At 65.6% G+C, this 24352-nt stretch carries 23 protein-coding genes; 16 read left to right on the forward strand and 7 right to left on the reverse strand.

What is annotated here, in order from left to right:
• From PMN64_RS32495 to PMN64_RS32515, 5 genes are all read left to right on the forward strand, one after another.
• The coding region (locus PMN64_RS32495) for an ABC transporter substrate-binding protein (RefSeq protein ID WP_411783648.1) at positions 1-462 on the forward strand (462 nt) is incomplete at its 5' end.
• 16 nt (positions 463-478) lie between these two features.
• Complete coding sequence (locus PMN64_RS32500; protein ID WP_411783649.1) at positions 479-1348, forward strand: branched-chain amino acid ABC transporter permease; 870 nt, start codon at positions 479-481, stop codon at positions 1346-1348.
• Positions 1348-2334 (forward strand): branched-chain amino acid ABC transporter permease, encoded by a 987-nt coding sequence (locus tag PMN64_RS32505; protein ID WP_411783650.1) that lies wholly within the window; start codon positions 1348-1350, stop codon positions 2332-2334. The genes PMN64_RS32500 and PMN64_RS32505 overlap by 1 nt, the downstream gene beginning before the upstream one ends.
• A gap of 10 nt (positions 2335-2344) precedes the next feature.
• Positions 2345-3094 (forward strand): ABC transporter ATP-binding protein, encoded by a 750-nt coding sequence (locus tag PMN64_RS32510; protein WP_411783651.1) that lies wholly within the window; start codon positions 2345-2347, stop codon positions 3092-3094.
• A complete protein-coding gene (locus PMN64_RS32515) occupies positions 3087-3791 on the forward strand; it encodes an ABC transporter ATP-binding protein (protein WP_028338889.1) in 705 nt (234 codons plus the stop codon). The genes PMN64_RS32510 and PMN64_RS32515 overlap by 8 nt, the downstream gene beginning before the upstream one ends.
• Positions 3792-3936: 145 nt before the next feature.
• On the opposite strand, the gene PMN64_RS32520 is transcribed toward PMN64_RS32515, so the two are convergent.
• Positions 3937-5880 carry an alkyl/aryl-sulfatase gene (locus tag PMN64_RS32520; RefSeq protein ID WP_411783652.1) on the reverse strand — a complete coding sequence of 648 codons (1944 nt, stop codon included), beginning with the start codon at positions 5878-5880 and terminating at the stop codon, positions 3937-3939.
• Between the two features lie 49 nt (positions 5881-5929).
• Positions 5930-7750 (reverse strand): flavin-containing monooxygenase, encoded by a 1821-nt coding sequence (locus PMN64_RS32525; RefSeq protein ID WP_304499200.1) that lies wholly within the window; start codon positions 7748-7750, stop codon positions 5930-5932.
• A gap of 123 nt (positions 7751-7873) precedes the next feature.
• Here PMN64_RS32525 and PMN64_RS32530 point away from each other — a divergent pair, with 123 nt between their 5' ends.
• Positions 7874-8662 (forward strand): IclR family transcriptional regulator, encoded by a 789-nt coding sequence (locus PMN64_RS32530; RefSeq protein WP_411783653.1) that lies wholly within the window; start codon positions 7874-7876, stop codon positions 8660-8662.
• 226 nt (positions 8663-8888) lie between these two features.
• On the opposite strand, the gene PMN64_RS32535 is transcribed toward PMN64_RS32530, so the two are convergent.
• The 4 genes from PMN64_RS32535 to PMN64_RS32550 all read right to left on the reverse strand — a co-directional run bounded on the left by PMN64_RS32535 (position 8889) and on the right by PMN64_RS32550 (position 13545).
• On the reverse strand, positions 8889-9992 hold the full coding sequence (locus tag PMN64_RS32535; RefSeq protein ID WP_411783654.1) for an ABC transporter ATP-binding protein: 1104 nt from the start codon (positions 9990-9992) through the stop codon (positions 8889-8891).
• Between the two features lie 15 nt (positions 9993-10007).
• Positions 10008-11033, reverse strand: coding sequence for an ABC transporter substrate-binding protein (locus PMN64_RS32540; RefSeq protein ID WP_411783655.1), 1026 nt, complete (start codon positions 11031-11033; stop codon positions 10008-10010).
• A gap of 23 nt (positions 11034-11056) precedes the next feature.
• Positions 11057-12799: an ABC transporter permease gene (locus PMN64_RS32545; protein WP_411783656.1), complete on the reverse strand. Its 1743-nt coding sequence runs from the start codon at positions 12797-12799 to the stop codon at positions 11057-11059.
• Positions 12800-13182: 383 nt separating this feature from the next.
• Positions 13183-13545, reverse strand: a complete 363-nt coding sequence (locus PMN64_RS32550) for a darcynin family protein (protein ID WP_016846500.1) — start codon at positions 13543-13545, stop codon at positions 13183-13185.
• A gap of 140 nt (positions 13546-13685) precedes the next feature.
• On the opposite strand from PMN64_RS32550, the gene PMN64_RS32555 reads away from it, so the two are divergent.
• The 9 genes from PMN64_RS32555 to soxA all read left to right on the forward strand — a co-directional run bounded on the left by PMN64_RS32555 (position 13686) and on the right by soxA (position 21895).
• The gene (locus PMN64_RS32555) at positions 13686-14246 is read left to right on the forward strand and encodes a TetR/AcrR family transcriptional regulator (RefSeq protein ID WP_411783657.1); all 561 of its coding nucleotides are present in this window, start codon (positions 13686-13688) and stop codon (positions 14244-14246) included.
• A gap of 100 nt (positions 14247-14346) precedes the next feature.
• Positions 14347-15744 (forward strand): MFS transporter, encoded by a 1398-nt coding sequence (locus tag PMN64_RS32560; RefSeq protein ID WP_411783658.1) that lies wholly within the window; start codon positions 14347-14349, stop codon positions 15742-15744.
• A gap of 153 nt (positions 15745-15897) precedes the next feature.
• A complete protein-coding gene (locus PMN64_RS32565; protein WP_411783659.1) occupies positions 15898-16347 on the forward strand; it encodes a (2Fe-2S)-binding protein in 450 nt (149 codons plus the stop codon).
• A gap of 10 nt (positions 16348-16357) precedes the next feature.
• On the forward strand, positions 16358-18559 hold the full coding sequence (locus PMN64_RS32570; protein ID WP_411783660.1) for a molybdopterin cofactor-binding domain-containing protein: 2202 nt from the start codon (positions 16358-16360) through the stop codon (positions 18557-18559).
• Positions 18560-18617: 58 nt separating this feature from the next.
• Positions 18618-19889, forward strand: coding sequence for an FAD-dependent oxidoreductase (locus tag PMN64_RS32575; RefSeq protein ID WP_411783661.1), 1272 nt, complete (start codon positions 18618-18620; stop codon positions 19887-19889).
• Positions 19890-19920: 31 nt separating this feature from the next.
• Complete coding sequence (gene soxX, locus PMN64_RS32580) at positions 19921-20331, forward strand: sulfur oxidation c-type cytochrome SoxX (protein WP_411783664.1); 411 nt, start codon at positions 19921-19923, stop codon at positions 20329-20331.
• A gap of 9 nt (positions 20332-20340) precedes the next feature.
• Positions 20341-20805 carry a SoxY-related AACIE arm protein gene (locus PMN64_RS32585; protein ID WP_411783662.1) on the forward strand — a complete coding sequence of 155 codons (465 nt, stop codon included), beginning with the start codon at positions 20341-20343 and terminating at the stop codon, positions 20803-20805.
• The gene (gene soxZ / locus PMN64_RS32590; RefSeq protein ID WP_038383936.1) at positions 20805-21125 is read left to right on the forward strand and encodes a thiosulfate oxidation carrier complex protein SoxZ; all 321 of its coding nucleotides are present in this window, start codon (positions 20805-20807) and stop codon (positions 21123-21125) included. The genes PMN64_RS32585 and soxZ overlap by 1 nt, the downstream gene beginning before the upstream one ends.
• Positions 21122-21895, forward strand: a complete 774-nt coding sequence (gene soxA, locus PMN64_RS32595; protein ID WP_411783663.1) for a sulfur oxidation c-type cytochrome SoxA — start codon at positions 21122-21124, stop codon at positions 21893-21895. Before soxZ ends, soxA begins: the two co-directional genes overlap by 4 nt.
• Before the next feature lie 127 nt (positions 21896-22022).
• Here soxA and PMN64_RS32600 read toward each other — a convergent pair whose 3' ends face one another.
• On the reverse strand, positions 22023-22796 hold the full coding sequence (locus tag PMN64_RS32600) for a ferredoxin--NADP reductase (RefSeq protein ID WP_018270450.1): 774 nt from the start codon (positions 22794-22796) through the stop codon (positions 22023-22025).
• 146 nt (positions 22797-22942) lie between these two features.
• Here PMN64_RS32600 and PMN64_RS32605 point away from each other — a divergent pair, with 146 nt between their 5' ends.
• Complete coding sequence (locus PMN64_RS32605; protein WP_304499188.1) at positions 22943-24139, forward strand: amidohydrolase family protein; 1197 nt, start codon at positions 22943-22945, stop codon at positions 24137-24139.
• Positions 24140-24352 lie beyond the last annotated feature (213 nt).

The following is a 24352-nucleotide window of genomic DNA, read 5'->3' on the forward strand; positions in this document are numbered from 1 at the left end:
ACCGTGAAGCAGGTCGGGCTCAACATCGCGATCAACGGCGGCTCCGGCGGCTTCGTGATGCCGGACTTCTACAAGAATGTCGGCAATGCCGCCGAGGGCCTGCAGGGCGTCGCGCACTGGAACCACGACGTCAGCGACGACGCGCAGAAGGTGAATGTCGAATTCAAGAAGCGCACCGGCGAATTCGCGTTCGAATATGCCGGCGGCCTGGTCGCGCAGACCTTCATGCTGGCCGACGCGCTGGAGCGCGCCGCCTCCGCCGATCCCAAGAAGGTGCGCGAGGCGCTCTCGACGCTCGATGTCTCCTCGGGCTTTGCTGCGATGGCGCCGGGCGGCAAGGTGAAGTTCGGGCCGGACGGCAAGAACGTCTACGGCCGCCCGGTCGGCGTGCAGTGGCAGAACACCGATCTCGTCAGCGTCTTCCCGAAGGAAGACGCCCGCGCCCCGCTGATGAAGACCTGAGCCGCGGTCGCATCGCATGTGGGAGACACTGGCCCAGGCCGTGATCAACGGCCTGCTCATCGGCGGCATCTACGCGCTTGTCAGTATCGGCGTCACGCTGATCTTCGGCGTGGTCAAGATCGTCAACTTTGCCCAGGGCGAGTTCGTGATGATCGGGATGTATATCTCGTTCTTCCTCGCCACCCAGTTCAGCATCGATCCGCTGGTCTCGCTCGTGGTTTCGATGCCGGTGCTCTTCCTCGCCGGCGTCCTGATCCAGCATTTCCTGATCCGCAGGGTGCTGGGGCCGAACGACATGCCGCAGATCTTCCTGACCTTCGCGCTGTCGCTGTTGCTGCTCAATCTCTCGCTGATGTTGTTCAGCGCCAACTACCGCACCGTCCACACGTCTTATTCGGAGGCGGCGTTGCACATCGGCGGGCTGTACATACCGGTGGCGAAACTGATCGCCTTTGCGGTCGCAATGGCGCTGAGCGGGCTGCTGTGGGTGTTCCTGCACACCACCGATCTCGGCCGCGCCATGCGTGCGGCGTCGCAGAACCGCGACGTCGCGATGCTGATGGGGATCAATCCGAACCGCGTGTTCGCGGTGGCGTTCGGAACCGCACTGGCGCTCGCGGGCGCCGCCGGCTCGCTGCTGATGCCGTTCTATTCGGCCTATCCATTCGTCGGGCAGGTGTTCGTGCTGATGGCGTTCGTCGCCGTCGTGATGGGCACGCTCGGCAATGTGATGGGCGCGCTGATCGCAAGCCTGATGATGGGCGTCGCGGAATCGCTCGGCATCCAGTTCGTCGGCGCCGATTCCGGCCTGATCGTGGTGTTCGCGATGCTGCTGCTGACGCTTGCCTTCAGGCCGAGCGGGCTCGGCGCCAGGAGGGGCCGGTGATGCAGACGTCCAGCAACTTCAAATGGCTGTGGCTCACGATCGGCGCCGTCGTCATGCTCGCCTTGCCCCAGCTCGTCACCTCATCGTTCGCGATCGACATCTTCATCCGCATCCTGCTGTTCTCCTTCATCGGCGTCGCCTGGAACCTGATGGGCGGCTACGCCAAGCAGCTGTCGCTCGGGCACGCCGCTTATTTCGGGCTCGGCGCCTACACCTCCACCATCATGCAGGTGAATTACGGCATCTCGCCCTGGATCGGGATGATCGCGGGCGGCGTGGTCGCGATGCTCGCAAGCCTGCCGATCGGCTGGCTCTGCTTCCGCCTGCGCGGCCCCTACTTCACCATCGCCACCATCGCGACCGCCCAGGTGCTGATGCTGATCTTCCTGAAGTTCCGCGACTTTGCCTGGGGCGCCGAAGGCACCACGATCCCGAACCTCGGCAGCGCGCCGCTGATGATGCAGTTCGAGGAGAAGTCGTCTTACTATTACGTCGTGCTCGGCCTGCTCGTGGTCGGGCTGTGGATCACCCACATAATCGAGAAATCCTGGATCGGCTACTATCTCGTCGCGATCGGCGAGGATGAGGACGCCGCCGAAGCGGTCGGCGTCAACGCGCCGAAGGTCAAGCGCGACATCTACATGATCAGCGCGTTCCTGACCGCGCTCGCGGGGACGTTCTACACGCAGTACATCTACTTCATCGATCCTGCGACCGCGTTCAGCTTCAACGTCTCGATCGAGGCGGCGCTGGTATCCATCGTCGGCGGCATCGGCACGCTGTGGGGGCCGGTAATCGGCACCGTGCTGCTGGAGACCACGTCGGCGCTGCTGCAAAGCTGGCTCGGCAGCTCGGTGGGCGGCATCCAGCTCACGGTCTACAGCCTGATCCTGATGGCTGTGATCCTGTGGCGGCCGACCGGTCTGATCGGGTTCGCGACCGACATCTATCACCGCACCGCCCGGCGCAAGCCGGCGCGCGCCTGAGGTCGTCGCGATGGCAAAAGCACTGGTCATCAAGGGTCTCAGCAAGCGCTTCGGCGGCCTGCGCGCCGTGCAGGACGTCAGCTTCACGGTGCAGGAGAACGAGACGGTGGCGCTGATCGGGCCGAACGGCGCCGGCAAGACCACGAGCTTTCACCTGATCACCGGATTTCATCGGCCGGATTCCGGCTCGGTGCTCGCCTTCGGCCACGAGGTCGTGGGGCTCAGGCCGCATGATGTCTGCGCGCTCGGCCTTGCCCGCACCTTCCAGGTGGCAAAGCCGTTCGGCGCGATGACCGTGCTCGCCAATGTGATGACCGGCGCGTTCCTGCGCGACCGCCATATCGCCGCCGCACGCAACAAGGCGCTCGAGGCGATTGAGTTCGTCGGCCTCGGCGCCAAGGAGCAGACCCCGGCCAAGGACCTCACCACCATCGACCAGCGCCGGCTGGAGATGGCCCGCGCGCTGGCAACGCAGCCAAGGATCCTGCTGCTCGACGAGGTGATGGCCGGGCTCAACCCGGCCGAGATCGACCAAGCGGTGGCGCTGGTGAAGAAGCTGTCCGCCAGCGGCCTGACCATCGTGATCGTCGAGCATGTGATGCGCGCGATCATGGCGGTGGCCCGCCACATCGTGGTGCTCGACCACGGCCAGAAGATCGCCGAGGGCGCGCCGAAGGAGATCGTGGAGAATCCGGAAGTGATCCGCGCCTATCTCGGCTCCTACGTGCATCCGCCGGCGCAGGGAGACGCCCATGCTTGAGCTCTCCCGCGTCAGCGCCAGCTACGGCTCGGTCCCCGCCATCACCGACGTCAGCATCTCCATTGGCGAGGGCGAAGCCGTCGGCCTGCTCGGTGCCAACGGTGCCGGCAAGAGCACGACGCTGCGCGCCGTCTCCGGCCTCGTCAAGCTGTTCAGCGGCAAGGTCACGTTCGATGGCGTCGACCTCGCCACGCTGCCGCCTTACCGGATTCCCGAGCTCGGCATCGCGCACGTCCCTGAAGGCCGCCAGGTGTTCCCGGAAATGACGGTGCAAGAGAATCTCGAGATCGGCGCCTACACGCCGAAGGCCAAGGCGGATCGCGCACGCACGATGGAGCTCGTCTACAGCATCTTCCCGCGGCTCGCCGACCGCAGGAAACAGCTCGCCGGCACCATGAGCGGCGGCGAGCAGCAGATGGTCGCGGTCGGCCGCGGGCTGATGTTGAAGCCCCGCCTGTTGATGCTGGACGAGCCCTCGCTCGGCCTCGCCCCGGTGATGACCGACGTGACCTTCGAGAAGATCGGCGAGATCCACAAAATGGGCACCGCGATCCTCTTGGTCGAGCAGAATGTCAGCCGCGCGCTGTCACTGGTGCAGCGCGCCTATGTGTTGGAAAGCGGCAACGTGATCATGCAGGGCACCAGCGCCGAGCTCGCAGGCAACAAGCAGGTACAGGCAGCGTATCTCGGGATTTGAGGCATCGTCTGCTAACCCGTCATCCTGAGGAGCCGCGTAGCGGCGTCTCGAAGGATGAATCGGCCACCAGCCGGGCCGTCGACCCTTCGAGACGCGCGTTCCGCGCTCCTCAGGGTGACGGTTTGTAAATTCCGCGTGCGCGGCTCTACGTCACCGCCGTCCGCTTCGGCTCGACAATCTCGAACATCCGCGGGAATTCGTCCATCAGCGCCATCAATTCACCGAGCCGCTGCGGCTCGCCTGATGCCTTGATCCTGCCGGCATCGACGGCGTCCGGGAACGTGGTCAGCTTGGCGATGACCTCGTCGAGCACGCTGCGCGCCAGCGTGAAGCTCGCCTGCGCATCGGCCGCCTGCGCACCCCCGACGTAGGTCAGGGCGGAATTCTCGAGATTGAGCACGAAGGTCTCGCCGGTGTCGGTGAAGCTCCAGTTCAGCACGAAGCGCTTGCCTTCGGCCTTGGGGCCGTTGAGGCGGATGCCGAGCACGTCCCAGAGCTGCTCGGTGCGCAGCGCAGCCAGCGTCTCGCGCGGCATCGGCGAGCGCGGCGGCGTCTTCGGCATGCCCTGCCGCAGTTCCTGCGCACCGAACAGATAGGCGTTGCGCCAGGTCGAGCTTTCCGCGGCGTAGCCGAGCTGCTCGAACGTATCGGCGAGGAGCGAACGCGCGGCCTGAGTATCAGGCTCCGCGAACACGAGATGGCTGACGGCCTGCGCCACGAAACGGAATTCGCCCTTGGCAAAATCCGCCGCGGCGCGTTTCAGGATCGCATCGGCGCCGCCCATATACTCGACATATTTCTTGCCGGCCTCGACTGGCGGCAGCGGATCGAGATTGACCGGGTTGGCGTCGTACCAGCCGAGGTACTTCTGGTAGATCGCCTTCACGTTGTGCCTGATATGGCCGTAGTAGCCGCGGCCGTGCCAGGCGCCCTCCAAGCTCTGCGGCAGGCGGATCGTCTCGGCGATCTCGGCCGCGTTGAGGCCGTGGTTCATCAGACGGATGGTCTGGTCATGCGCGTATTTGTAGAGGTCGCGCTGCTCGCGGATCATGGTGTCGATCCGCGCCTGCCCCCACACCGGCCAGTGGTGCTGGCCGCACATCGCTTCCGCCTTGCCGCCCCACATCTGCAGCGCCTCGCCGAGATATTTCGACCAGGCCAGCGCATCGCGCACATCGGCGCCGCGGAACGGCAGCAGATTGTGGAAGTTGTGGGTGCAATTTTCGGCGAGGTTCAACAGCTTGTAGCGCGGGATGAAGAAATGCATCTCCGCCGGCGCTTCGCTGTTGGGCGCCATCTGGAATTCGAACTCGACGCCGTCGATCACGCGCTTGTCGCCGGTGGCGATGATCAGGTCGGTCGGCCGCAGCAGCGCCACGCCACCCGCCGCCATGGTCTTGCCGAGGCCACAATCGACATGGCCGCGCACGCCCTTGGCGAGGAACGGCCCGAACTGGTATTGCGCGCGGCGCAGCATCGCCGGCCCCGCGATGATGTTCTCGGAGACGGCGTGCTCCATGAAGAAGTTCGGCGCGATGATCGGTACGCCCGCCGCCAGCATGGCGTCGTCGAGCACGCCGCGCGCGCCGCCCCAATGGTCGGTGTGGGTATGCGTGAAGATCACGGCGGCGACCGGCCGCTTGCCGCGATGCTGGAAGTACAGCTCCATCGCGGCGCGCGCGCCCTCGATCGAGGTCAGCGTGTCGACCACGATGACGCCCTTGTCGCCCTCGATCAGCGTCATGTTGGCGATGTCGAGGCCGCGCACCTGGTAGACGCCCGGCACCACTTCGAACAGGCCGTGATGCATGTTGAGCCGCGACTGCCGCCACAGGCTCGGATCGACGGTCGCGGGCGCCTTCTCCTCCGACAGGAATCCGTAAGGCTCGAGGCTCCAGACCACCCTGCCCTGCGCCGAGGTGACGCGCGCGTTCTCGATGGTGCCGAGAAAGCCGCGCGCGGCGTCGTCGAAATCCCTGGTGTCGGCGAACGGCAGCGCCTTGAGCGTCGCCGCGTGCTGCGCGATGACCGGTGCGGACGCCGCCTTCGGACCTTCGTGCGACGTTTCGCCTGCGGTTGTCTGGGCCATACTCAAGCACTCCCTCGATTGGCGGAAATCGGTTCCGATCGCGCTTCCCTCAGCGGAATTGCACGCCCTCGAACTGGCCGCTGCGGCGCCAGCCGTCGATATATTTGAAGTAGGCCAGCGCGCCCGAGGGATGGCCGACATTGAGCTTGGCGGCGGGACCGGGCTCACGGCCCTCATTGTTGTAGTAGCCGGGCGTGCAATCCGGCCCGCCGATCATCCGGCCGACGCCGGTCAGCAGCAGTTCGACCCAGCGATCCTCGGCTTCCTTGCTGACCTCGATTTCCTTGAAGCCGTTGTCCTGCGCGTGACCGACCATCAGCGCGATGGTGCGCGCCGCTTCGGTCAGATTGTGCGGCACGTTGGAGATCAGATTGGCGCCCTGGGTCGGCTGCACGAAGAACACGTTGGGGAAACCGTGCACGTGGATGCCGTGCTTGGTGCGCATGCCCTCGGCCCAATGCCCCGACAGCTTGACGCCATCGCGGCCCTTCAGATCGAAGCCCGCGCGCCGCTTGTACTCGGTACCGACCTCGAAGCCGGACGCGTAGATGATGCAGTCGAGCGCGTATTCCTTGCCGGCGACGACGATCCCATTCTCGGTGATCTCCTCGACGCCCCTGCCGTCGGTATCGACCAGATGGGTGCTAGGGGTGTTGAACGCCTGAAGATAGGCGTCGTGGAAGCACGGCCGCTTGCAGAGCTGGCCGTACCAGGCCTTGAGATTCCTGGCGGTGTCGGCATCGCGGACGATGGTGTCGATCCGGTTGCGGATTTCCTCCATCTTCTCGAAGTCGGAATCCTCGAACGCCGCCCGCATGTTTTCCACGCTTCGCTGCTCGCGCGGCAGCAGCATGATCTTGGCGCGGATCCGCTTCGACAGGTCGGTCCAGCCGTCCTGCACCAGATCTTCCTCGGCCGATCCGCCGGCCTGGTTGGCGGTGAAATTCTCCAGCCAGCGCTGTTGCCAGCCCGGCGTCGCGATCTCGGCAAACCAGTCGGGATCGATCGGCCCGTTGCCGCGCACATCGACCGACGATGGCGTGCGCTGGAATACGTAGAGCTCCCTGCAGGCGCGCGCGAGGTGCGGAATGCATTGCACCGAGGTCGCGCCGGTGCCGATGATGCCGACGCGCTTGTCGGCAAGCCTCTCCATCAGCGCGCCCTTGGGATCGCCGCCGGTGTAGTCGTAGTCCCAGCGGCTGGTGTGGAACGAGTGGCCCTTGTAGCGCTCGATGCCGGGAATGCCGGGCAGCTTCGGCACGTGCAGCGGGCCGGTGCCGATGCCGACATATTGCGCGGTGAAGGCGTCGCCCCGCGTGGTGCGGATGATCCAGCGCGATTGCGCCGCGTCCCAATCGAGGCTCGTCACCTCGGTGTGGAACAGCGCGTTGTCATAGAGATTGAATTGCCGGCCGATCCGCTGGCAGTGCGCGAGGATCTCGGGCGCATGCGCGTATTTCTCCGACGGCATGTGGCCGGTCTCTTCGAGCAGCGGCATGTAGACCATCGACGCCGTGTCGCACTGCGCGCCGGGATACCTGTTCCAGTACCAGGTGCCGCCGAAATCGCCGCCCTTCTCGACGATGCGGACATCCTTGATCCCGGCCTCGGTCAGCCGCGCCGCAGTGGCGAGCCCGGCGAAGCCGCCGCCGATGAAGGCGAAGGTGACGTGGTCGGTCTTCGGCGCGCGCTCAACGATCGGCGTGTAGGGATCGTCGAGATAATGCGCGAGCTGGCCCTTGATCTGGAGATACTGGTCGTTGCCGTCGGGACGCAGCCGCTTGTTGCGTTCCTCCTGATACTTCAGGCGCAGCCGCGCCTTGTCGATCGCGGCGGGCTTTGCGTCTCGGGCTTGCTCGGTCATCGTCATCGGGAGGCGCCTCGCTCCAGCGGTTCCTTGTCCTTATTCCCGGCAGATAAACCGATATCGACACGATTTGCAAATTCATTCCGATATATTGACAAATCTGACCATCTGAGACCAATATTCCGTATGACAGCATCTTCCCCTGCCGAGGTTCAGGCGGATCCGTCCTTTGCGACCACCCTGGCGCATGGCCTCGACGTGCTGGCGGCATTTCGCCGTCATCCGGGCTCGCTGTCGAATGCCGAGCTCGCGTTGCATACCGGCCTGTCGCGGCCGACGGTGTCGCGGCTGACCTACACGCTCGAGCAGCTCGGCTATCTCAGGCGCGACGCCAAGGGCCGCTTCGTGCTCGGACTGGGCGCGCTCGCCGCCGCCTACCCCGTACTGTCGGCATTGAAGGTGCGCCAACTGGCGCGTCCGCTGATGCGTGACTTCGCGACCTATGCCGGCGGCACGGTGTCGATCGCGATGCCGTTCGGCATCGACTTCATCTATGTCGAGACGTTGCGCACGACGGATACGGCGCCGCACGTGCCCGACGTCGGCTTTGTCAGCACGCTGGCGCCGACCGCGGTCGGGCGCGCGCTGCTGTCGCTGTTCACCGAGGAAGAGCTCGGCGCCTATGTCGCACGCGTCAAGGCCGAGCGCCCCGATGAGTTCGATTACGTGCAGAAGCGCACCTTGCCCGACATCGAATTGTGCCGCGAGCGCGGCTTTGCCGTCTCGCTCGGCGAATGGCGGCGCGAGATCTTCGGCGTCGCCGCCCCGCTCTATCGCACGCCGACCGGCGAATGCCTGTCGGTCAATTGCGGCGTCCCCTCCTTTCGCTTCAGCGCCGAGCAGATCGAGCGCGAATGCGGCCCGCGCATCCTCGGACTCGCCCGCAGCATCCGCGCGCTGGTGGAGGAAGGTTAGCCCGCGAACCTGCGGCATGGGCTACCTGCCATCGCGCCACGCGACGGCCGCCGCTTCACCTCGCCCCGCGTGCGGGGACGCATCGCTAGATGGGTTCCGGGTGAGGGGGAGCCTCCGCAAACGCAACTATCACTGTATTCGCGGAAGCAGCCCCTCACCCCACCCTCTCCCCGCGAAGAGCGGGGCGAGGGAGCCCAGCCCCGTCGCCACTCGACGCGACCACGCTCTACTCATGCGATGCCGGCCCGCTGTCGCGGTAGGCCCACAGGCATTCGCGCGGCAACGCGACCTGTGCCTCGACGCCGACCTGATGGCGTGCGGCGGTGCCGAGTTCGATCGCCTCCAGCCGTTTGCCGAACAGCTCGATGCCGTAGGCGGTCTGGGTGCCCTGATATCTGCGGTCGAGCACCTTTGCCGAGAACGTGTTGACGCCGTCGGGGCGGCCGATCGCGATGTTCTCGGGCCGCAGCGCGATCCGCACTTTCTCGTCGGGCTTGAGCGCCTGGCACAGCGCGACCTCGCCTTGCCGGCCGTCACCGAAATCGACCACGCCATAGCGGCCATTGCATGTGACGAGCGTGCCTGCGAGCTCGTTGGTGGCGCCGGTGAAATTGGCGACGAACAGATCGGCCGGGCGGTTGTAGATCACGTCGGGCGTGTCCATCTGCAACAGCTTGCCGTCGCGCATCACCCCGATCCGATCGCCGAGCACGACCGCCTCGGCCTGGTCATGGGTGACGTAGAGCGCGGTCATCCCGGTCTGCTTGAGAATGACGCGAAGATCGTCGCGCAGCCGCAGGCGCAGTTTGGCATCGAGGTTCGATAGCGGCTCGTCGAGCAGCAACAGTTGCGGCCGGTACACCATGCTGCGCGCCAGCGCGACGCGCTGCATCTGGCCGCCCGACAACGCCACCACCGGCCGGTCGGCATAGTCGGACAGTCCGACCAGCGCCAGCGCCTCCTCAACCATGCGGGCAGCATCGGTGCGCCCGATCCTGCGGTGCTTCAGCGGATAGATCACGTTCTGCCGCACCGTCATATGCGGCCACACCGCATAGGACTGGAACACCATGCCAAGATCGCGCGAACGCGGCGGCACGAGGATGCCGCTTGCCGGCGACGAGACCACCCGCCCGGAAATGCTGATCTCGCCACCGGTCGGATGTTCGAGCCCGGCGACGCAGCGCAGCGTCGTGGTCTTGCCGCAGCCGGACGGCCCCAGCAGCACCACGATCTCGCCGGCCGGCACGCCAAAGCTGACGCCGTCGATGGCCGGGCGGCCGATCGAGAACTGCTTTCTGAGATCGGTGACTTCGAGCGTCGCCGTCATCGCTGCACCATCAGCCTATTGCCGGTAGCCAAACGTCTTGTCCCAGTCCGCGACCCACGCCGCATGCAGCTTCACATACTCGTCGAACTTCGGATACCAGAGCTTGACCACCTTTGGATCGAACCCCTCCGGATATGCCGGCGGCGCCTTCAGGGATGTGAGATTGCCGAGCTCCTTGATCATGAAGGTCTGTCCTTCCTTGGACAGGCACCAGTTCAGGAACAGCCTTGCTGCGTTGGGGTGAGCCGCCGTCTTCGGAATGCCGGTCGCGTAGGGATTGACCGGAGCACCTTCAGGCGGAAAGAAGATCTCGATCGGCGCGCCGTCCTTCTTCTTCTGGTAGATCACGTTGTAGAGCAGCGGCGCGATCGCGATCTCGCCGCGCACCAGCGCATCGGCCGTCGGCGCGCCGGAGGGATACAGCACCGGATGGGTCGCGGCCTGCTTGGCCCAGTAGTCTTCGCCGAGCACCTGGCGCTCGAACATGATCCGCGTCCAGGTGGTGCCGCCGGACTGCGCGAACACCTGCCCGATCAGCTTGTCATATTGCGGCTTGGTCAGGTCCATCCAGGATTTCGGCGGGTCCTTCACCAGCTCGGTGTTGTAGGCGATCGACCAGGCGATCGTCGCGCGCGGCCAGTATTTCGGCGAGATCAGCGCGTGCGGATCGTAGTCGGCCGCGTTCGGCGGCGCGTAATCCTGGAACAGGTCCTCCAGCGGCTGCATCAGCGCGCGGTCGGAATGGTCGACGACATCGGCGATCAGCTTGCCGGCCGCAGCCTCCGTCTTGACGCGGGTGATCAGCTGGCCGCCGGGCGCGCGGACCATCTCGACCTTGATCTCGGGAAAGCGCTTGTTGAAGGCCTTGATCACCTGCTGCTCGATCTCGGCGAAGTTCGCGGTGTAGTAGACGAGCTTGCCTTCGGACTTGGCCGCCGCGATCAACTCCGCCGAGCCGAACTCCTGCGCCTCTGCCGCGGGCGCCAATGCAAGCGCCGCCACGCTTGCCAAGGCCAGTGTGGTGAAGGTTCGTCTATCCATCGCAATCCTCCCCTTATTCGTTGTTATCCGGTCCGCGCCACGTTGCCCTGCGCTGATCCGCGCGACAGCCAGTTGGCGCCGCCGATCAGGACGCCGAGCAGCACCGTCTGCACCAGGCTGAAGGCCGCGGTCTTGCCGATATTGCCGCCCTCGTAATAGTCGAGCAGCAGCACCGACATCACCATGGTGTTGCTGGTGTAGAGGAACAGCGACGAGCCGAGCTCGCGGATCGCCAGCACGAACAGCAGCGTCATCGACGCCAGCACGCCCGGCCTCGCCAGCGGCAACACGATCGTCCTGATGGTGCCGAGCATACCCTTGCCGCAGACCCAGGCGGCCTCCTCCAGTTCGCGGTGGATTTGCAGGAATGAGGTCGACAGCGCCTTCACGGTGTCCGGCATGAAGCGCGCGATGAAGGCCAGCGCGAGAATCCAGATCGTGCCGTAGAGCCCGCCCGGCACGCCGATCCAGGCCCAGAGATAGGCGACGCCGACCACCAGCCCGGGGATCGCGACCGGCAGGGTCGAGATCAGGTCGATGGCGCCGCGCCCGCTGACGCGGGTGCGATGGATGGTGTAGCCGATCGCAAAGGCGAGCGCGCCGCCGACAACAGCCGTGATGACGCCAACCTCGAGCGCGTTATAGATCGACCGCATCGTCAACGGATTGTCGAAGATGCTCTCGAAATGCGTCAGCGAATATTGCCGCATGTCGAACAGGCTCGCGACGTCGCGGATGAACATGAACTTGCGGAACGCCGCGACGATCAGCGCCAGCGACGGCAGCACCACGACGATGAGGAGGTAGACGATCCCGATCGCGAAGGTGAGCCAGCGCCACCGCCCGAGATCGAGGCTGCGCGGCCGGAACGCCTTGCCCGCGACGGTGGTGTAGCTGCGCCCGCTCAGCAATTTCTGCTGCAGATAGACCAGCAGCCCCGTGACCACCATCAGGATGATGGCGACCGCCGCCGCGGTGTTGTAGAGCGGCGGCGACCAGTTGGTGAGCTTGAAGATGTAGGTGGTGAGCACGTTCAGGTTGGTCGGCGCGCCGAGCACGGCCGGGATGCCGTAGATGCCGAGCATCACGATGAAGGACAGCAGCATGCCCGAGACGATTGCCGGCATGATCAGCGGGAACGTCACCGTGAACAGGGTCGCGACCGGGCTCGCGCCGGAGATTTCCGCGGCCTCCTCCAGGCTCGGGTCCATGTTGCGCAGCGCCGATGAGGTGAACATGTAGACATAGGGCGCGTAGTAGATGCCGAACACGAACACCAGGCCCCACATCGAATAGAGATCGACGCGCAGGTCGGAGCCCATCCACTTGAACATCGTGTTGATCAAGCCGGTCTTCGGCGAACCGAGAATGGCCCAGGCCACGCCGGCGACCAGCGGCGGCGCGAACAGCGGCAGGATGCTGGCCGCGGCGATGAAGCCCTTGAACGGCGTGTTGGTGCGCACCACGATCCAGGAGAACAGGAGCCCGATCGCGACCGCGATCACCGTGCCGCCGCCGCAGGCGATCAGCGTGTTGAGCAGCGCTTCGGCGACATTCGGATTGGCCAGCACGGCGAGGAAATTGGCGATCGACAAATGGCTCAGGCTGAGACGGATGCCGTCGACCACCGGATTGGTGTCGGTAAGCGCGCCGAGCAGCAGCATGAAGACGGGATAGATGACCAGGAAGGTCAGGATCGCCAGCAATGCCGCGACCCAGAGGCCAGTGAACGCGCGGCGGCGAGTTCCCTCGCTGGCGCTTCGCATGGCTTCGCTGCGCCGGTCGGCCTGTCCGTGCAATGCGCGTTCCCTCTTGCGGCCCGATCTGACGCCGGGCCTGCTTGTATACCAAGGGTAGTCGATCGCGACTGTGACGCAAGCTATCCGAAAGTCGCTTCGGCGCGATTCTGTGACGCAGCGCGGGAACATGAATTCGGATTGATCGCGCTCGCGGGCTGCATCCACCGCCGTCGTCCCGGCGAAGGCCGGGACCCATACCCCGCGGCGGATGTTGTGAGCGGGACTCGTCGTATCAGCATCGCGCAACAATCGGCATTTGTGGTTATGGGTCCCTGCTTTCGCAGGGACGACAGTGGCTGTGTAGGCTGCCGGGACGTCGGCCCGGAACAGTCCGGGCCGACGTCGGCGTTCTAGGCAAGGTAATTGCCTTCGAGCGCCGGCATGATGTCGAGCACTTCGAAGTAATGGTCCCAGAACCTCGTCTCGCGCAGGTGGTCGCAGAACCACGCCCAGGCCGAGAGGTCATCGGTCTCGCAGATCATGACGTCGGTCGCCCTGGTCGAGAAGGCCTCCGGCTCGAACCAGCGCACCTTCAGCTCCGGACGGCGCCGGAGCAAAGGAATGACCTCCTCATGCAGGAAGGCGAGGCGCTGCTCGGTCTTCAGGTCGAGCCAATGTCGCGTGGTCTTGACCATGACGAAGATATGAAACCTGTGCGGATCGTCCTCGTGCTCGGGAAGCACGGGGGACGAGGTCGTTTGCAGTGTCACCATTGATCGGTTCTCCTTTCACGCCCATAATGTGAGTAATTGCTCATATTCGACAACTCGCGTTTTGGGAGATGCCCGTCATGCCGGCGAAGCGGCGCATAAAGGCCCGGAAACAGCCGCTTCAGCAGCGTTCGCGGGAAACCGTGGCGGTCATTCTGGAAGCGGCGGCTCGCGTTTTGGAGGCGCGCGGGCTCGAGGGCTACAACACCAATGCGGTGGCCGAGCGCGGCGGGATCAGCGTCGGCTCGGTGTACCAGTACTTCCCCAACAAGGACGCGCTGACGCTGGCATTGATCGCCAGGTTCGAGGACGCGCTGCTGGCAAAAGTGCGGGATGCGGTCGCAGCTTCCGAGGGCAAGAGCCTGACGGCGTCGCTCAGCCTGATCGTCCGGGCCCAGTTCGAGGCGCATGCCGAGCGGGCCGGGCTCAATCGCATTCTGGAGGCCGAGGAGGATCGCCTGCGCCCGGCGTCGTCGGGCGCGTCAGCGGCCGGCGAATTGAAGGAACTGGTCGCGGCGCTGCTGGCCCGGCATCGCCGTGAGATCGCAAGGCCAGTCGACGATGACGCCATCGAGGATCTGATCGTGATCAGCCGCGCCATGGTCGACCATGCGCTTCAAAAGGACCTCTCGCAGGCCGCGGCCAGCCGTCGGGTGCTGCGCGCCATCGAAGGATATCTGTTCGGTCCGCGGCCGGACCTTTGACACTTCCGGCTAGGCCGCTTCGCATACGCATCATGCAATGCCGCGGCTGGGGAACGGGATGCCGGCGTAGTACATGGCGGTCCCGGAGACATTTTCAGGTATGCTCGAGAAGACCCCGACCACCGCGGCAGCGGCGCCGATCACCGATGGACTGCCTTGGGAGACCCGGCGCTGGGCGGTAGCGGCGATCTTCACGGCGCTGGCGATGGCTTCGCTCGATACCGCGATCGCCAATATCGCGCTGCCGGCAATCGCGAGCGATCTGCATGTCAGCCCTGCGGAAGTGGTCTGGGTCGTCAACGTTTATCAGATCGCGCTGGTCGCGACGCTGCTGCCGCTCGGCGCGCTCGGCGAGATAGTCGGCCATCAGCGAATCTATCTCGGCGGCCTGCTGCTGTTCACATTGGCGTCACTCGGCTGCGCGCTGGCGTGGTCGCTGCCGAGCCTGCTGGTCGCGCGCACCTTGCAGGGGCTCGGTGCCAGCGGCCTGATGAGCGTCAACACCGCGCTGGTGCGCTTCGTCTATCCGAGCCGGATGCACGGCCGCGGCTTCGGCCACAATGCGCTCGTGGTCGCGACCGCCTTCACGCTGGGGCCGACCATCGCGTCCGGAATCCTCGCGCTCGGACCATGGCCCTGGCTGTTCGCCGTCAACATTCCCTTCGGCGTCGTCGCGTTGCTGATCGGCATGAAGACGCTGCCGACGACGCCGCGTGCCACCCACGCTTTCGACTTCACCGGCGCGGCACTGGCCTGCGCCTGTCTCGGCCTCTTCATCATTGGCATCGGCAGCGCCGCGCACAAGGCCGCGCCGGCGCTCGTCATCGCCGAGCTTGTCGCCGCCGTGCTGTTCGGATGGATCCTGACCCGGCGGCATGCCGATCATCCGGCGCCGATGTTGCCGATCGACCTGTTCCGGCGGCCGATCTTCGCGCTGTCCGCCGCGACCGCCGTCTGCTCATTCGCTGTGCAGGGCCTCGCCTTCGTATCGCTACCCTTCTACTTCGAGGACATATTGCACCGCTCGCAAGTCGAGACCGGCTTCTTCATGACGCCCTGGCCGCTGGTGGTCGCCTTCATGGCGCCGATCGGCGGCCGGCTGTCGGATCGCTATCCGGCCGGCATCCTCGGCGGCATCGGCATGCTGCTGCTCGGGCTTGGCATGGTGCTGCTCGCGACCCTGCCGGCCGAGCCCAGCGTCGCCAACATCGTCTGGCGCACGATGATCTGCGGCATCGGCTTCGGCTTCTTCCAGACCCCCAACATGAAGGCGATCATGTCGAGCGCGCCGTCGCATCGCAGCGGCAGCGCCAGCGGCATCGTCGCGACCGCGCGGCTGACCGGGCAGACCACCGGTGCCGCCCTCGCCGCGCTCTGCTTCGCGCTGGCCGACCGCGAGGGCGCCACCGTGGCGCTGGCGCTGGGTGCCGGATTTGCCGCGCTCGGCAGCGTCATGAGCTTCCTGCGCCTCGCGGTCGCATCACCGCAAAAGTCATGACAGGTATGCGGCGCGCACAGTCCGCGGCCAAACACCACAGCATCAACTTTCTTTCGCGCTGCGAGCGCATTTTCTTGATTTGAACCGTTCCAGTTTCAAGGCCAACATCGCCCCGCAGTCCGGTCGGAGGATCGGACCATTCAGGGGATCGCGATGGCAAACCTCAAAATCAACGGCAAGACAACAAATGTAGACGTCGAGGACGACACGCCACTGTTGTGGGCGATTCGCGAGAACGTCGGACTGACAGGGACCAAATACGGCTGCGGCATCGCCCAATGCGGCGCCTGCACCGTGCATGTCGACGGCGTCGCGATGCGCTCCTGCGGCGTGACGGTGAGCGAGGCGGCCGGCAAGGACATCACCACGATCGAGGGTCTCGCGGCGGGCGGCGTGATGCACAAGGTGCAGCTCGCCTGGATCGCCAGCGACGTGCCGCAATGCGGCTATTGCCAGAGCGGCATGATCATGGCCGTCGCGGCGCTCTTGAAGGACAATCCGAAGCCGACCGACGACGACATCAACGACGCCATCACCAATATCTGCCGCTGCGGCACCTTCCAGCAGGTGCGCGAGGCGATCCATGCTGCCGCGAACGCATAAGGACGCAGCGATGAACCAGCACGTCATGCCAAAACTGAATCGCCGCGCCTTTGTGATCGGCACGGCAACCGCCGGCGCCGGCCTCGCGCTCGGCCTCGACCTGCCGTTCGGCGGTCCCGCCGTGGTGCGCGCGGCCGACGGCGCGCCTGAAGTCAACGCGCCTGAAGTCAACGCTTGGGTCGTGATCCGGCCCGACGACACCGTGGTGATCCGCATCGCCCGCTCCGAGATGGGCCAGGGCACGCTCACCGGCCTCGCCCAGCTCGTCGCCGAAGAACTGGAATGCGACTGGTCGAAGGTCACGACAGAATATCCGACGCCCGGCCAGAGCGTTGCCCGCAAGCGCGCCTGGGGCGATTTCTCGACCGGTGGCAGCCGCGGCATCCGCACCTCGCAGGACTATGTCCGCAAGGGCGGCGCCACCGCGCGCGTGATGCTGATCCAGGCGGCAGCCAACGAGTGGAAGGTGCCGGCCTCGGAATGCAAGGCCGCCAACAGCGTCATCACCCACACGGCCTCGGGCAAGACAACGACCTACGGCAAGGTCGCGGAAGCCGCGGCCAAGCTCGAGCCGCCGGCCGACGTCAAGCTGAAGGACCCGAAGGACTGGACCATCGCCGGCAAGGGCCTGAAGCGGCTCGACACATCAGACAAGACCACCGGCAAGATGGTCTACGGCATCGACGTCAAGCTGCCGGGCATGCTGAACGCCGCGATCAAGGATTGCCCGGTGTTCGGCGGCAAGGTGAAGAGCTTTGACGAGGCCAAGATCGCCGGCATGAAAGGCGTCAGGAAGGTGGTGCAGGTCGGCGACAGCGCCGTTGCCGTCGTCGCCGACACCTGGTGGCACGCCAAGACCGCGCTGGATGCGCTGCCGATCGTCTGGGACGAAGGCCCCAACGCCAAGGTCTCCAGCGAGACGATCGCGACATGGCTCGCCGAAGGTCTCGACAACGCGCAGCCGGCCTACATCGGCAACCAGAACGGCGACGCCAAGGCGGCGATCGGAGGCGCTGCCAAGAAGGTCGAGGCGGTCTACAGCTATCCTTACCAGAACCACGCCACGATGGAGCCGATGAACGCCACCGTGCTCTACACGCCTGACAAATGCGAGGTGTGGTGCGGCACGCAGAATGGCGAGGCGGCCTTCGCGGCGGCGCTCGAGGCCTCCGGCCTGCCGGCGGAGAAGGTCGACGTGCACAAGCTGATGCTCGGCGGCGGCTTCGGCCGGCGCGGCATGACCGACTATGTGCGGCAGGCGGTGGCGATCGCCAAGCAGATGCCGGGCACGCCGATCAAGCTGTTGTGGTCGCGCGAAGAGGATATGCAGCACGGCAAGTATCACCCGATCACCCAGTGCAGGCTGACGGGTGCGTTCGATGCCGACAACAATCTGGTCGCGCTGCACTACCGGCTGTCGGGTCAATCCATCCTGTTCTCGGTGCGCCCTGAAGCATTGCAAAACGGCATGGACCCCGCCGCATTCCAGGGCGTCGCGCAAGCCGGCGAGGCCGCGATCGGCTATTCGGTGCCGAACCTGCTGGTCGAGCATTCGATGCGCAACCCGCACGTCCCGCCGGGCTTCTGGCGCGGCGTCAACGTCAATCACAACGCGATCTACATGGAATGCTTCATGGACGAGTTGGCGCTGTCCGTCGGCCAGGACCCGCTCGAATTCCGCCGCAAGCTGATGGGCAAGCACCCCAAGCATCTCGCCGTGCTCAACGCCGTGGCCGAGAAGATCGGCTGGGGCACGCCGGCGCCGCGGGGCGTCTATCGCGGCATCGCGCAGGTGATGGGCTATGGCAGCTATGTTGCCGGCGCCGCCGAGATCTCGGTGACCGACGGCAGCAAGATCAAGGTGCATCGCATCGTCGCCTCCACCGACCCCGGCTATGTCGTCAATCCGGCGCAGGTGGAACGGCAGATCGCGGGCTCCTTCGTCTACGGCCTCAGCGCGCTGTTCTACGGCGGCTGCACCGTGAAGGACGGCCGCATCGAGCAGACCAATTTCGACACCTACAACTCGATGCGCATCAACGAAATGCCGAAGGTAGAAGCGGTGATGGTGCCGAGCGGCGGGTTCTGGGGCGGCGTCGGCGAGCCGACCATCGGCGTTGCGGCGCCGGCGGTGCTGAACGCCTATTTCGCCGCGACCGGAAAGCGCATCCGCAGCTTCCCGCTGCGCAACCAGAACATCAGCTTCGCCTGATCAAACCGGAAGCGGCGGCCGCACCCGGCCGCCGCTTCCATTTTTCGGATTCTCGTGCATGGCCGTCACGCGTCATCAGACGCGCAGGGATGTGATCCGTGGCGCCGCTGCCGTCGCAGCGGCCGCACTGGCGCGTCCGGCGCTGGCGCAGGCTGCGCCGCGCATCGCGGTGATCGGCGGCGGCTTCGGCGGCGCGGCCTGCGCGCGGGCGCTGCGGCGGCTCGACACCAAGCTTCAGGTTACGCTGATCGAGCCGAACAGGACTTTCACCGCCTGCCCGTTCAGCAACGAGGTGATCGCGGGTCTGCGCGAGCTTGCCGCGCAGCAATTCACCTATGACAAGGTTGCGGCCGACGGCATCACGGTCGCCGCGCAGGCGGCGACGAAGGTCGATGCCCAGGCGCGCAGCATCGCGCTCGCTGACGGCACGACGCTGCCCTATGACCGGCTGGTGCTGGCCCCCGGCATCGACATGCACTTCGAGGCCCTGCCCGGCTATGACGAGGCAGCGGCCGAGAAGATGCCGCACGCCTGGAAGGCCGGCGAGCAAACCATGCTGCTGCGCAAGCAGCTTGAAGCCATGGACGATGGCGGCCTCGTCGTGATCGCGGTGCCGGCTGCGCCGCTGCGCTGTCCGCCCGCGCCTTACGAGCGCGCCAGCCTGATCGCGCATTATCTGAAGGCGAACAAGCCGCGCTCGAAGATCCTGGTGCTCGACGCCAAGGACAATTACTCGCAGCAGAAGCTGTTCGAGAAAGCGTGGTCAGAACTCTATCCCGACATGATCGAACGGATCGCGCTGTCGCAGGGCGGACGGGTGACGTCGGTCGATCCCGCGACCAACGAGATCGTCACCGACTTCGGCAACTACACCGCCGCGGTCGCCAACGTGATCCCGCCGCAAAGGGCCGGCCGCATTGCCGCGATCGCGGGCGCTGCGGACCACACAGGCTGGTGCCCGATCGATCCCGTCAGCTTTGCCTCGAAGCTCGTTCCCAACATCCACGTCATCGGCGATGCCGCGATCGCCGGCGGCATTCCGAAATCCGCCTCCGCCGCGGCGGCGCAAGGCCGGGCCTGCGCGGCCGCGATCGTCAATTCACTTGCGGGCAAGGCGCCGGAGACGCCGCGGCTCGATGGCGCCTGCTACAACACGGTCGCTCCCGGCTACGCCTTCTCGCTGAAGGGCATCTATCAACCCAAGGAAGATCAGTACGCCGAAGCCGAGGTCACCACGAGCCCGGTCGACGCGCCGCGCGAAATGCGCCAGCAAGAAGCTGACCAAGCGCTCGACTGGTTCAAGAGGATCACGGGAGAGGCCTTTGGCTAGGCTCGCCCGCACAACCTTCCTCGCCGCGGGACTGTTCGCAGCCTGCTGGCCTGCATGCGCCGAGGAGCGACGGCCCTACATCGTCGTGGGCGATGCGATTCCAGCCTCGCTGACGGGAACCAAAGGCGATGTCGTGCGCGGCCGCGCGCTGATCGTCGAGCGTTCCTCCACTTGCATCCTCTGTCACAGCGGCCCATTTCCCGAGCAGGCGTTCCAGGGCGACCTCGCGCCGAACCTCAGTGGCAGCGGCAGCCGCTGGTCGGAAGGACAGTTGCGGCTCCGCCTGGTCGATGCGTCGCATCTCAATGCAGCGACGATCATGCCGTCCTACTATCGCGTCGACGGGCTCGCGCGGGTCGGCACCTCATGGCGCGGCAAGCCGATCCTGTCGGCGGAGCAGATCGAGGATCTCGTGGCTTACTTGACGACACTGCGGAACTAGGACCAAGCGATGGCGATTTCCGACCACACCACACGCCGGACATTCCTGAGCCTTACTGGCGGTGCCGCCGCGCTGGTGATCGTGCGCCCCGTGGACGCGTCGCCGGCAATGCTGTCGGCCGCGATCCGCAATGTCGTCGGCGAGGCCAATGTGCGCACCGGCAAGGTCAAGCTCGACATTCCGCCGCTGGTCGAGAACGGCAACACGGTGCCGATGACGGTCAGCGTCACCAGCCCGATGACGGCGGACGAGTATGTGAAGAGCATCCATGTCTTCAACGAGAAGAACCCGCAGCCGAACATCGGTAACTTCTATCTCGGGCCGCGCGCCGGACGTGCCCAGGTGTCGACCCGCATCCGCCTCGCCGACAGCCAGAAGGTCACCGCCATCGCGCGGCTGTCCGACGACACGTTCTGGTCGGCCACCGCCGACGTCGTGGTGACGCTCGCCGCCTGCACCGAGGAGGCGATCTGATGCCGTCGGCCCTGATCAACGTCCCGGCCAAGGCCAAGCGCGGCAGCGTCATCGAGATCAAGACGCTGATGTCGCACATCATGGAGACCGGCTACCGCCACACCGCCTCGGGCAGCGTAGTGCCGCGCGACATCATCACGAGCTTCACTTGCCGCTTCAACGGCGAGGAGGTGTTCCGTGCCGATCTTTATCCCGCGATCGCGGCCAATCCGTTCATCACCTTTTTCACGACGGTGACCGAGAGCGGCAAGTTCGAGTTCGAATGGATCGGCGACAAGGGATTTTCGGAGACCGCCCAGGCTTCGATCACGGTCGAATGAAGATTGCCGTCTGCATCGCGCTGCTGACGGCGACGGCGGGCGCGGCGCTCGCCGACGGGATCCGGCAAGGCGAACGCCGCTCCGGCTACAGCTTCATGAGCGCCGACAGCAAGGCGATGCAGGACGAGGACACCGCCAATCCCGGCATGCTGTCCGTGCTCGACGGCGAGGCCTTGTGGACGCGCAAGGCCGGCAGTGCAAACAAGGCCTGCGCCGGCTGCCACAACGACGCCAGCGCCAGCATGAAGGGCGTCGCCGCGCGCTACCCGGCCTTCGACAAGGCGCTGGGCAAGCCGGTCGACCTCGAGGGACGGATCAACCTCTGCCGGAGCAACCACCAGCAGGTCTCGCCCTTCGCCTATGAAAGCCGCGAGCTGCTGGCGCTGACCGCCTATGTCGCACGGCAATCGCGCGGCATGCCGATTACGGCCGGCGACGATCCGGAGCTCGCGCCGTTCGTCGAACAAGGCCACGCGCTGTTCATGCAACGGCAGGGCCAGCTCAATCTCGGCTGCACCAACTGCCACGATGATAACTGGGACAAGAAGCTCGCGGGCAGCGCGATCACGCAAGGCCAGCCGACCGGCTATCCGCTGTACCGGCTGGAATGGCAGGCGCTCGGATCGTTGCAGCGGCGGCTGCGCGCCTGCATCACCGGCATCCGGGCGCGGGCCTATGATTATGGTTCGCCCGAGCTGGTCGAGCTCGAGCTCTATCTGATGACGCGGGCGCGCGGCATGCCGGTCGAGACGCCGGCGGTCAGGCCCTAGCGCCAACCCTCATGGTGCGGAGCGCGAAAGCGCGTCTCGAACCATGAGGCCCCAGTCGGGCCTCGCCCTTCGAGACGCTTGCTGCGCAAGCTCCTCAGGGTGAGGAGATGGTGTTACTGCGTAGCGGTCAGCGCTCGGCGAACGCCTTCTCGACCACGAACTGCGCGGGCTCGCCGTGATTGCCCTCGACGAAGCCGCGGCCGTTCAGCAGCGTGCGGGTGTCGGCGACCAGCGCGGGCGAGCCGCAGATCATGACGCGGTCATGCGCGGCATCGAGCGCCGGCAGGCCGATGTCGGTGAACAGCTTGCCCGAGGTGATGAGGTCGGTGATGCGGCCGCGGTTACGGAACGGATCGCGCGTTACGGTCGGGTAGTAGATCAACTGGTCGCGCACCAATTCGCCGATCAGTTCGTCCTGCGGCAGCTTCTCGGTGATCATCTCGCCATAGGCGAGCTCCTTGACGCGGCGGCAGCCGTGCAGCAGCACGACCTTCTCGAAGCGGTCATAGGTCTCGGGATCCTTGATCACGCTGAGGAACGGCGCAAGCCCCGTGCCGGTGCCGACCAGATAGAGGTTGCGGCCGTCCTCGAGGTTGTCGATGACGAGCGTGCCGGTCGCCTTGCGGCTGACGATGATCTCGTCGCCTTCCTTGAGGTGCTGGAGGCGCGAGGTCAGAGGGCCGTCCGGAACCTTGATCGAGAAGAACTCGAGCGTGTCCTCGTAATTCGCGCTGGCGACGCTGTAGGCCCGCAGCAGCGGCTTCTCGCCGACCTTGAGCCCGATCATGGTGAACTCGCCGTTGCGGAAGCGGAACGACGGATTGCGCGTGGTTTTGAAGGAGAACAGCGTGTCGGTCCAGTGGTGAACGCTGAGGACGCTTTCCTGGTTGAAATTGCTCATCGTCAGTTTCCTTGACGCGCGGGTCGGATTGGCGGCAAAATCATTTGTACACGATCATTCGTATACAAATGAATAATCCAGCTTGATCCGGCCGTCAAGCCACGGGCACAATGGCCGGCGAAGGCGTTGAACCAAAAGGAAAAACCATGGCGCACGATGCACCCCAGGCGACCGGTCCGAGCAAGCTGGTGATCCGCAATATCGGGCTGTTGCTGTCGGGGGCTCTGGAAAAGCCGATCCTGGATGCCGATACCATCGTCGCCGAGAACGGCAAGATCACCGCGATCGGCCGCCTCAAGGACGTCGACACCGAAGGCGCCACCACCATCGTCGATGCCAACGGCACGACGGTCGCGCCCGGCCTGATCGACAGCCACGTTCACCCGGTCGCCGGCGACTGGACGCCGCGGCAGAACCAGATCAACTGGATCGACAGCTATCTGCATGGCGGCGTCACCACCATGATCTCCGCCGGCGAGGTGCACATGCCCGGGCGGCCGCGCGACGTCGTCGGGTTGAAGGCGATGGCGATCTTCGCGCAGCGCGCGTTCTGGACGCTGCGTCCGGGCGGCGTGAAGGTGCATGCCGGCGCGCCCGTGATCGAATGCGAGATGGTGGAAGACGATTTCAAGGAAATGGCCGCCGCCGGCGTCAAGCTGCTCGGCGAGGTCGGGCTCGGCGGCGTCAAGGACGGACCGACCGCGCGCAAGATGGTCGGCTGGGCGCGCAAATACGGCATTCAAAGCACGATCCACACCGGCGGCCCATCGATCCCGGGCTCCGGCCTGATCGACAAGGACGTGGTGCTGGAAGCCGACACCGACGTGGTCGGCCATATCAATGGCGGCCACACCGCCCTGCCCGACGACCAGATCCGCTGCATCTGCGAGGGCTGCAAGCGCGGCCTCGAGCTGGTGCACAACGGCAATGAGCGCTCGGCGCTGTTCACGCTGCGCACCGCGCGCGAGATGGGCGATTTGCATCGCGTCATCCTCGGCACCGACGCGCCGGCCGGCTCCGGCGTGCAGCCGCTCGGCATCTTGCGGATGGTCTCGCTGCTGTCCTCGCTCGGCGAGCTCCCGGCCGAGCTGGCGTTCTGCCTTGCGACCGGCAACACCGCGCGGATGCGCGAGCTCGATTGCGGCCTGATCGAGGTCGGCCGCTCGGCCGATTTCGTGCTGATGGACAAGGCACAGCATTCGCCGGGCAAGAACATCCTGGAGAGCGTTCAGCTCGGCGATCTTCCGGGCATCGGCATGACCATCATCGACGGCATCGTCCGCACCCAGCGCAGCCGCAACACGCCGCCCGCGGGCAAGGTGCCGGAGATCGTGGCGAAGTGACGTGCACCAAAGCCGTTGCGCGGGGGTGAAACATATTCGGTGTCGTCCCGGCGAAGGCCGGGACCCATAACCACAGGGTTGGATTGTTGAGAACGGCTGTGGCTCCAGCACTGCGTAACAATGCCCTTCGGTGGTGATGGGTCCCTGTGTCTTGGAAGTCTGTCAGGATGAGGGTGGGCGGGAAGCCGTTGGGTCCTTGGCGCTTGACGCCGT

Source organism: Bradyrhizobium sp. UFLA01-814 (genome assembly GCF_046718885.1).
Taxonomy (GTDB): domain Bacteria; phylum Pseudomonadota; class Alphaproteobacteria; order Rhizobiales; family Xanthobacteraceae; genus Bradyrhizobium; species Bradyrhizobium elkanii.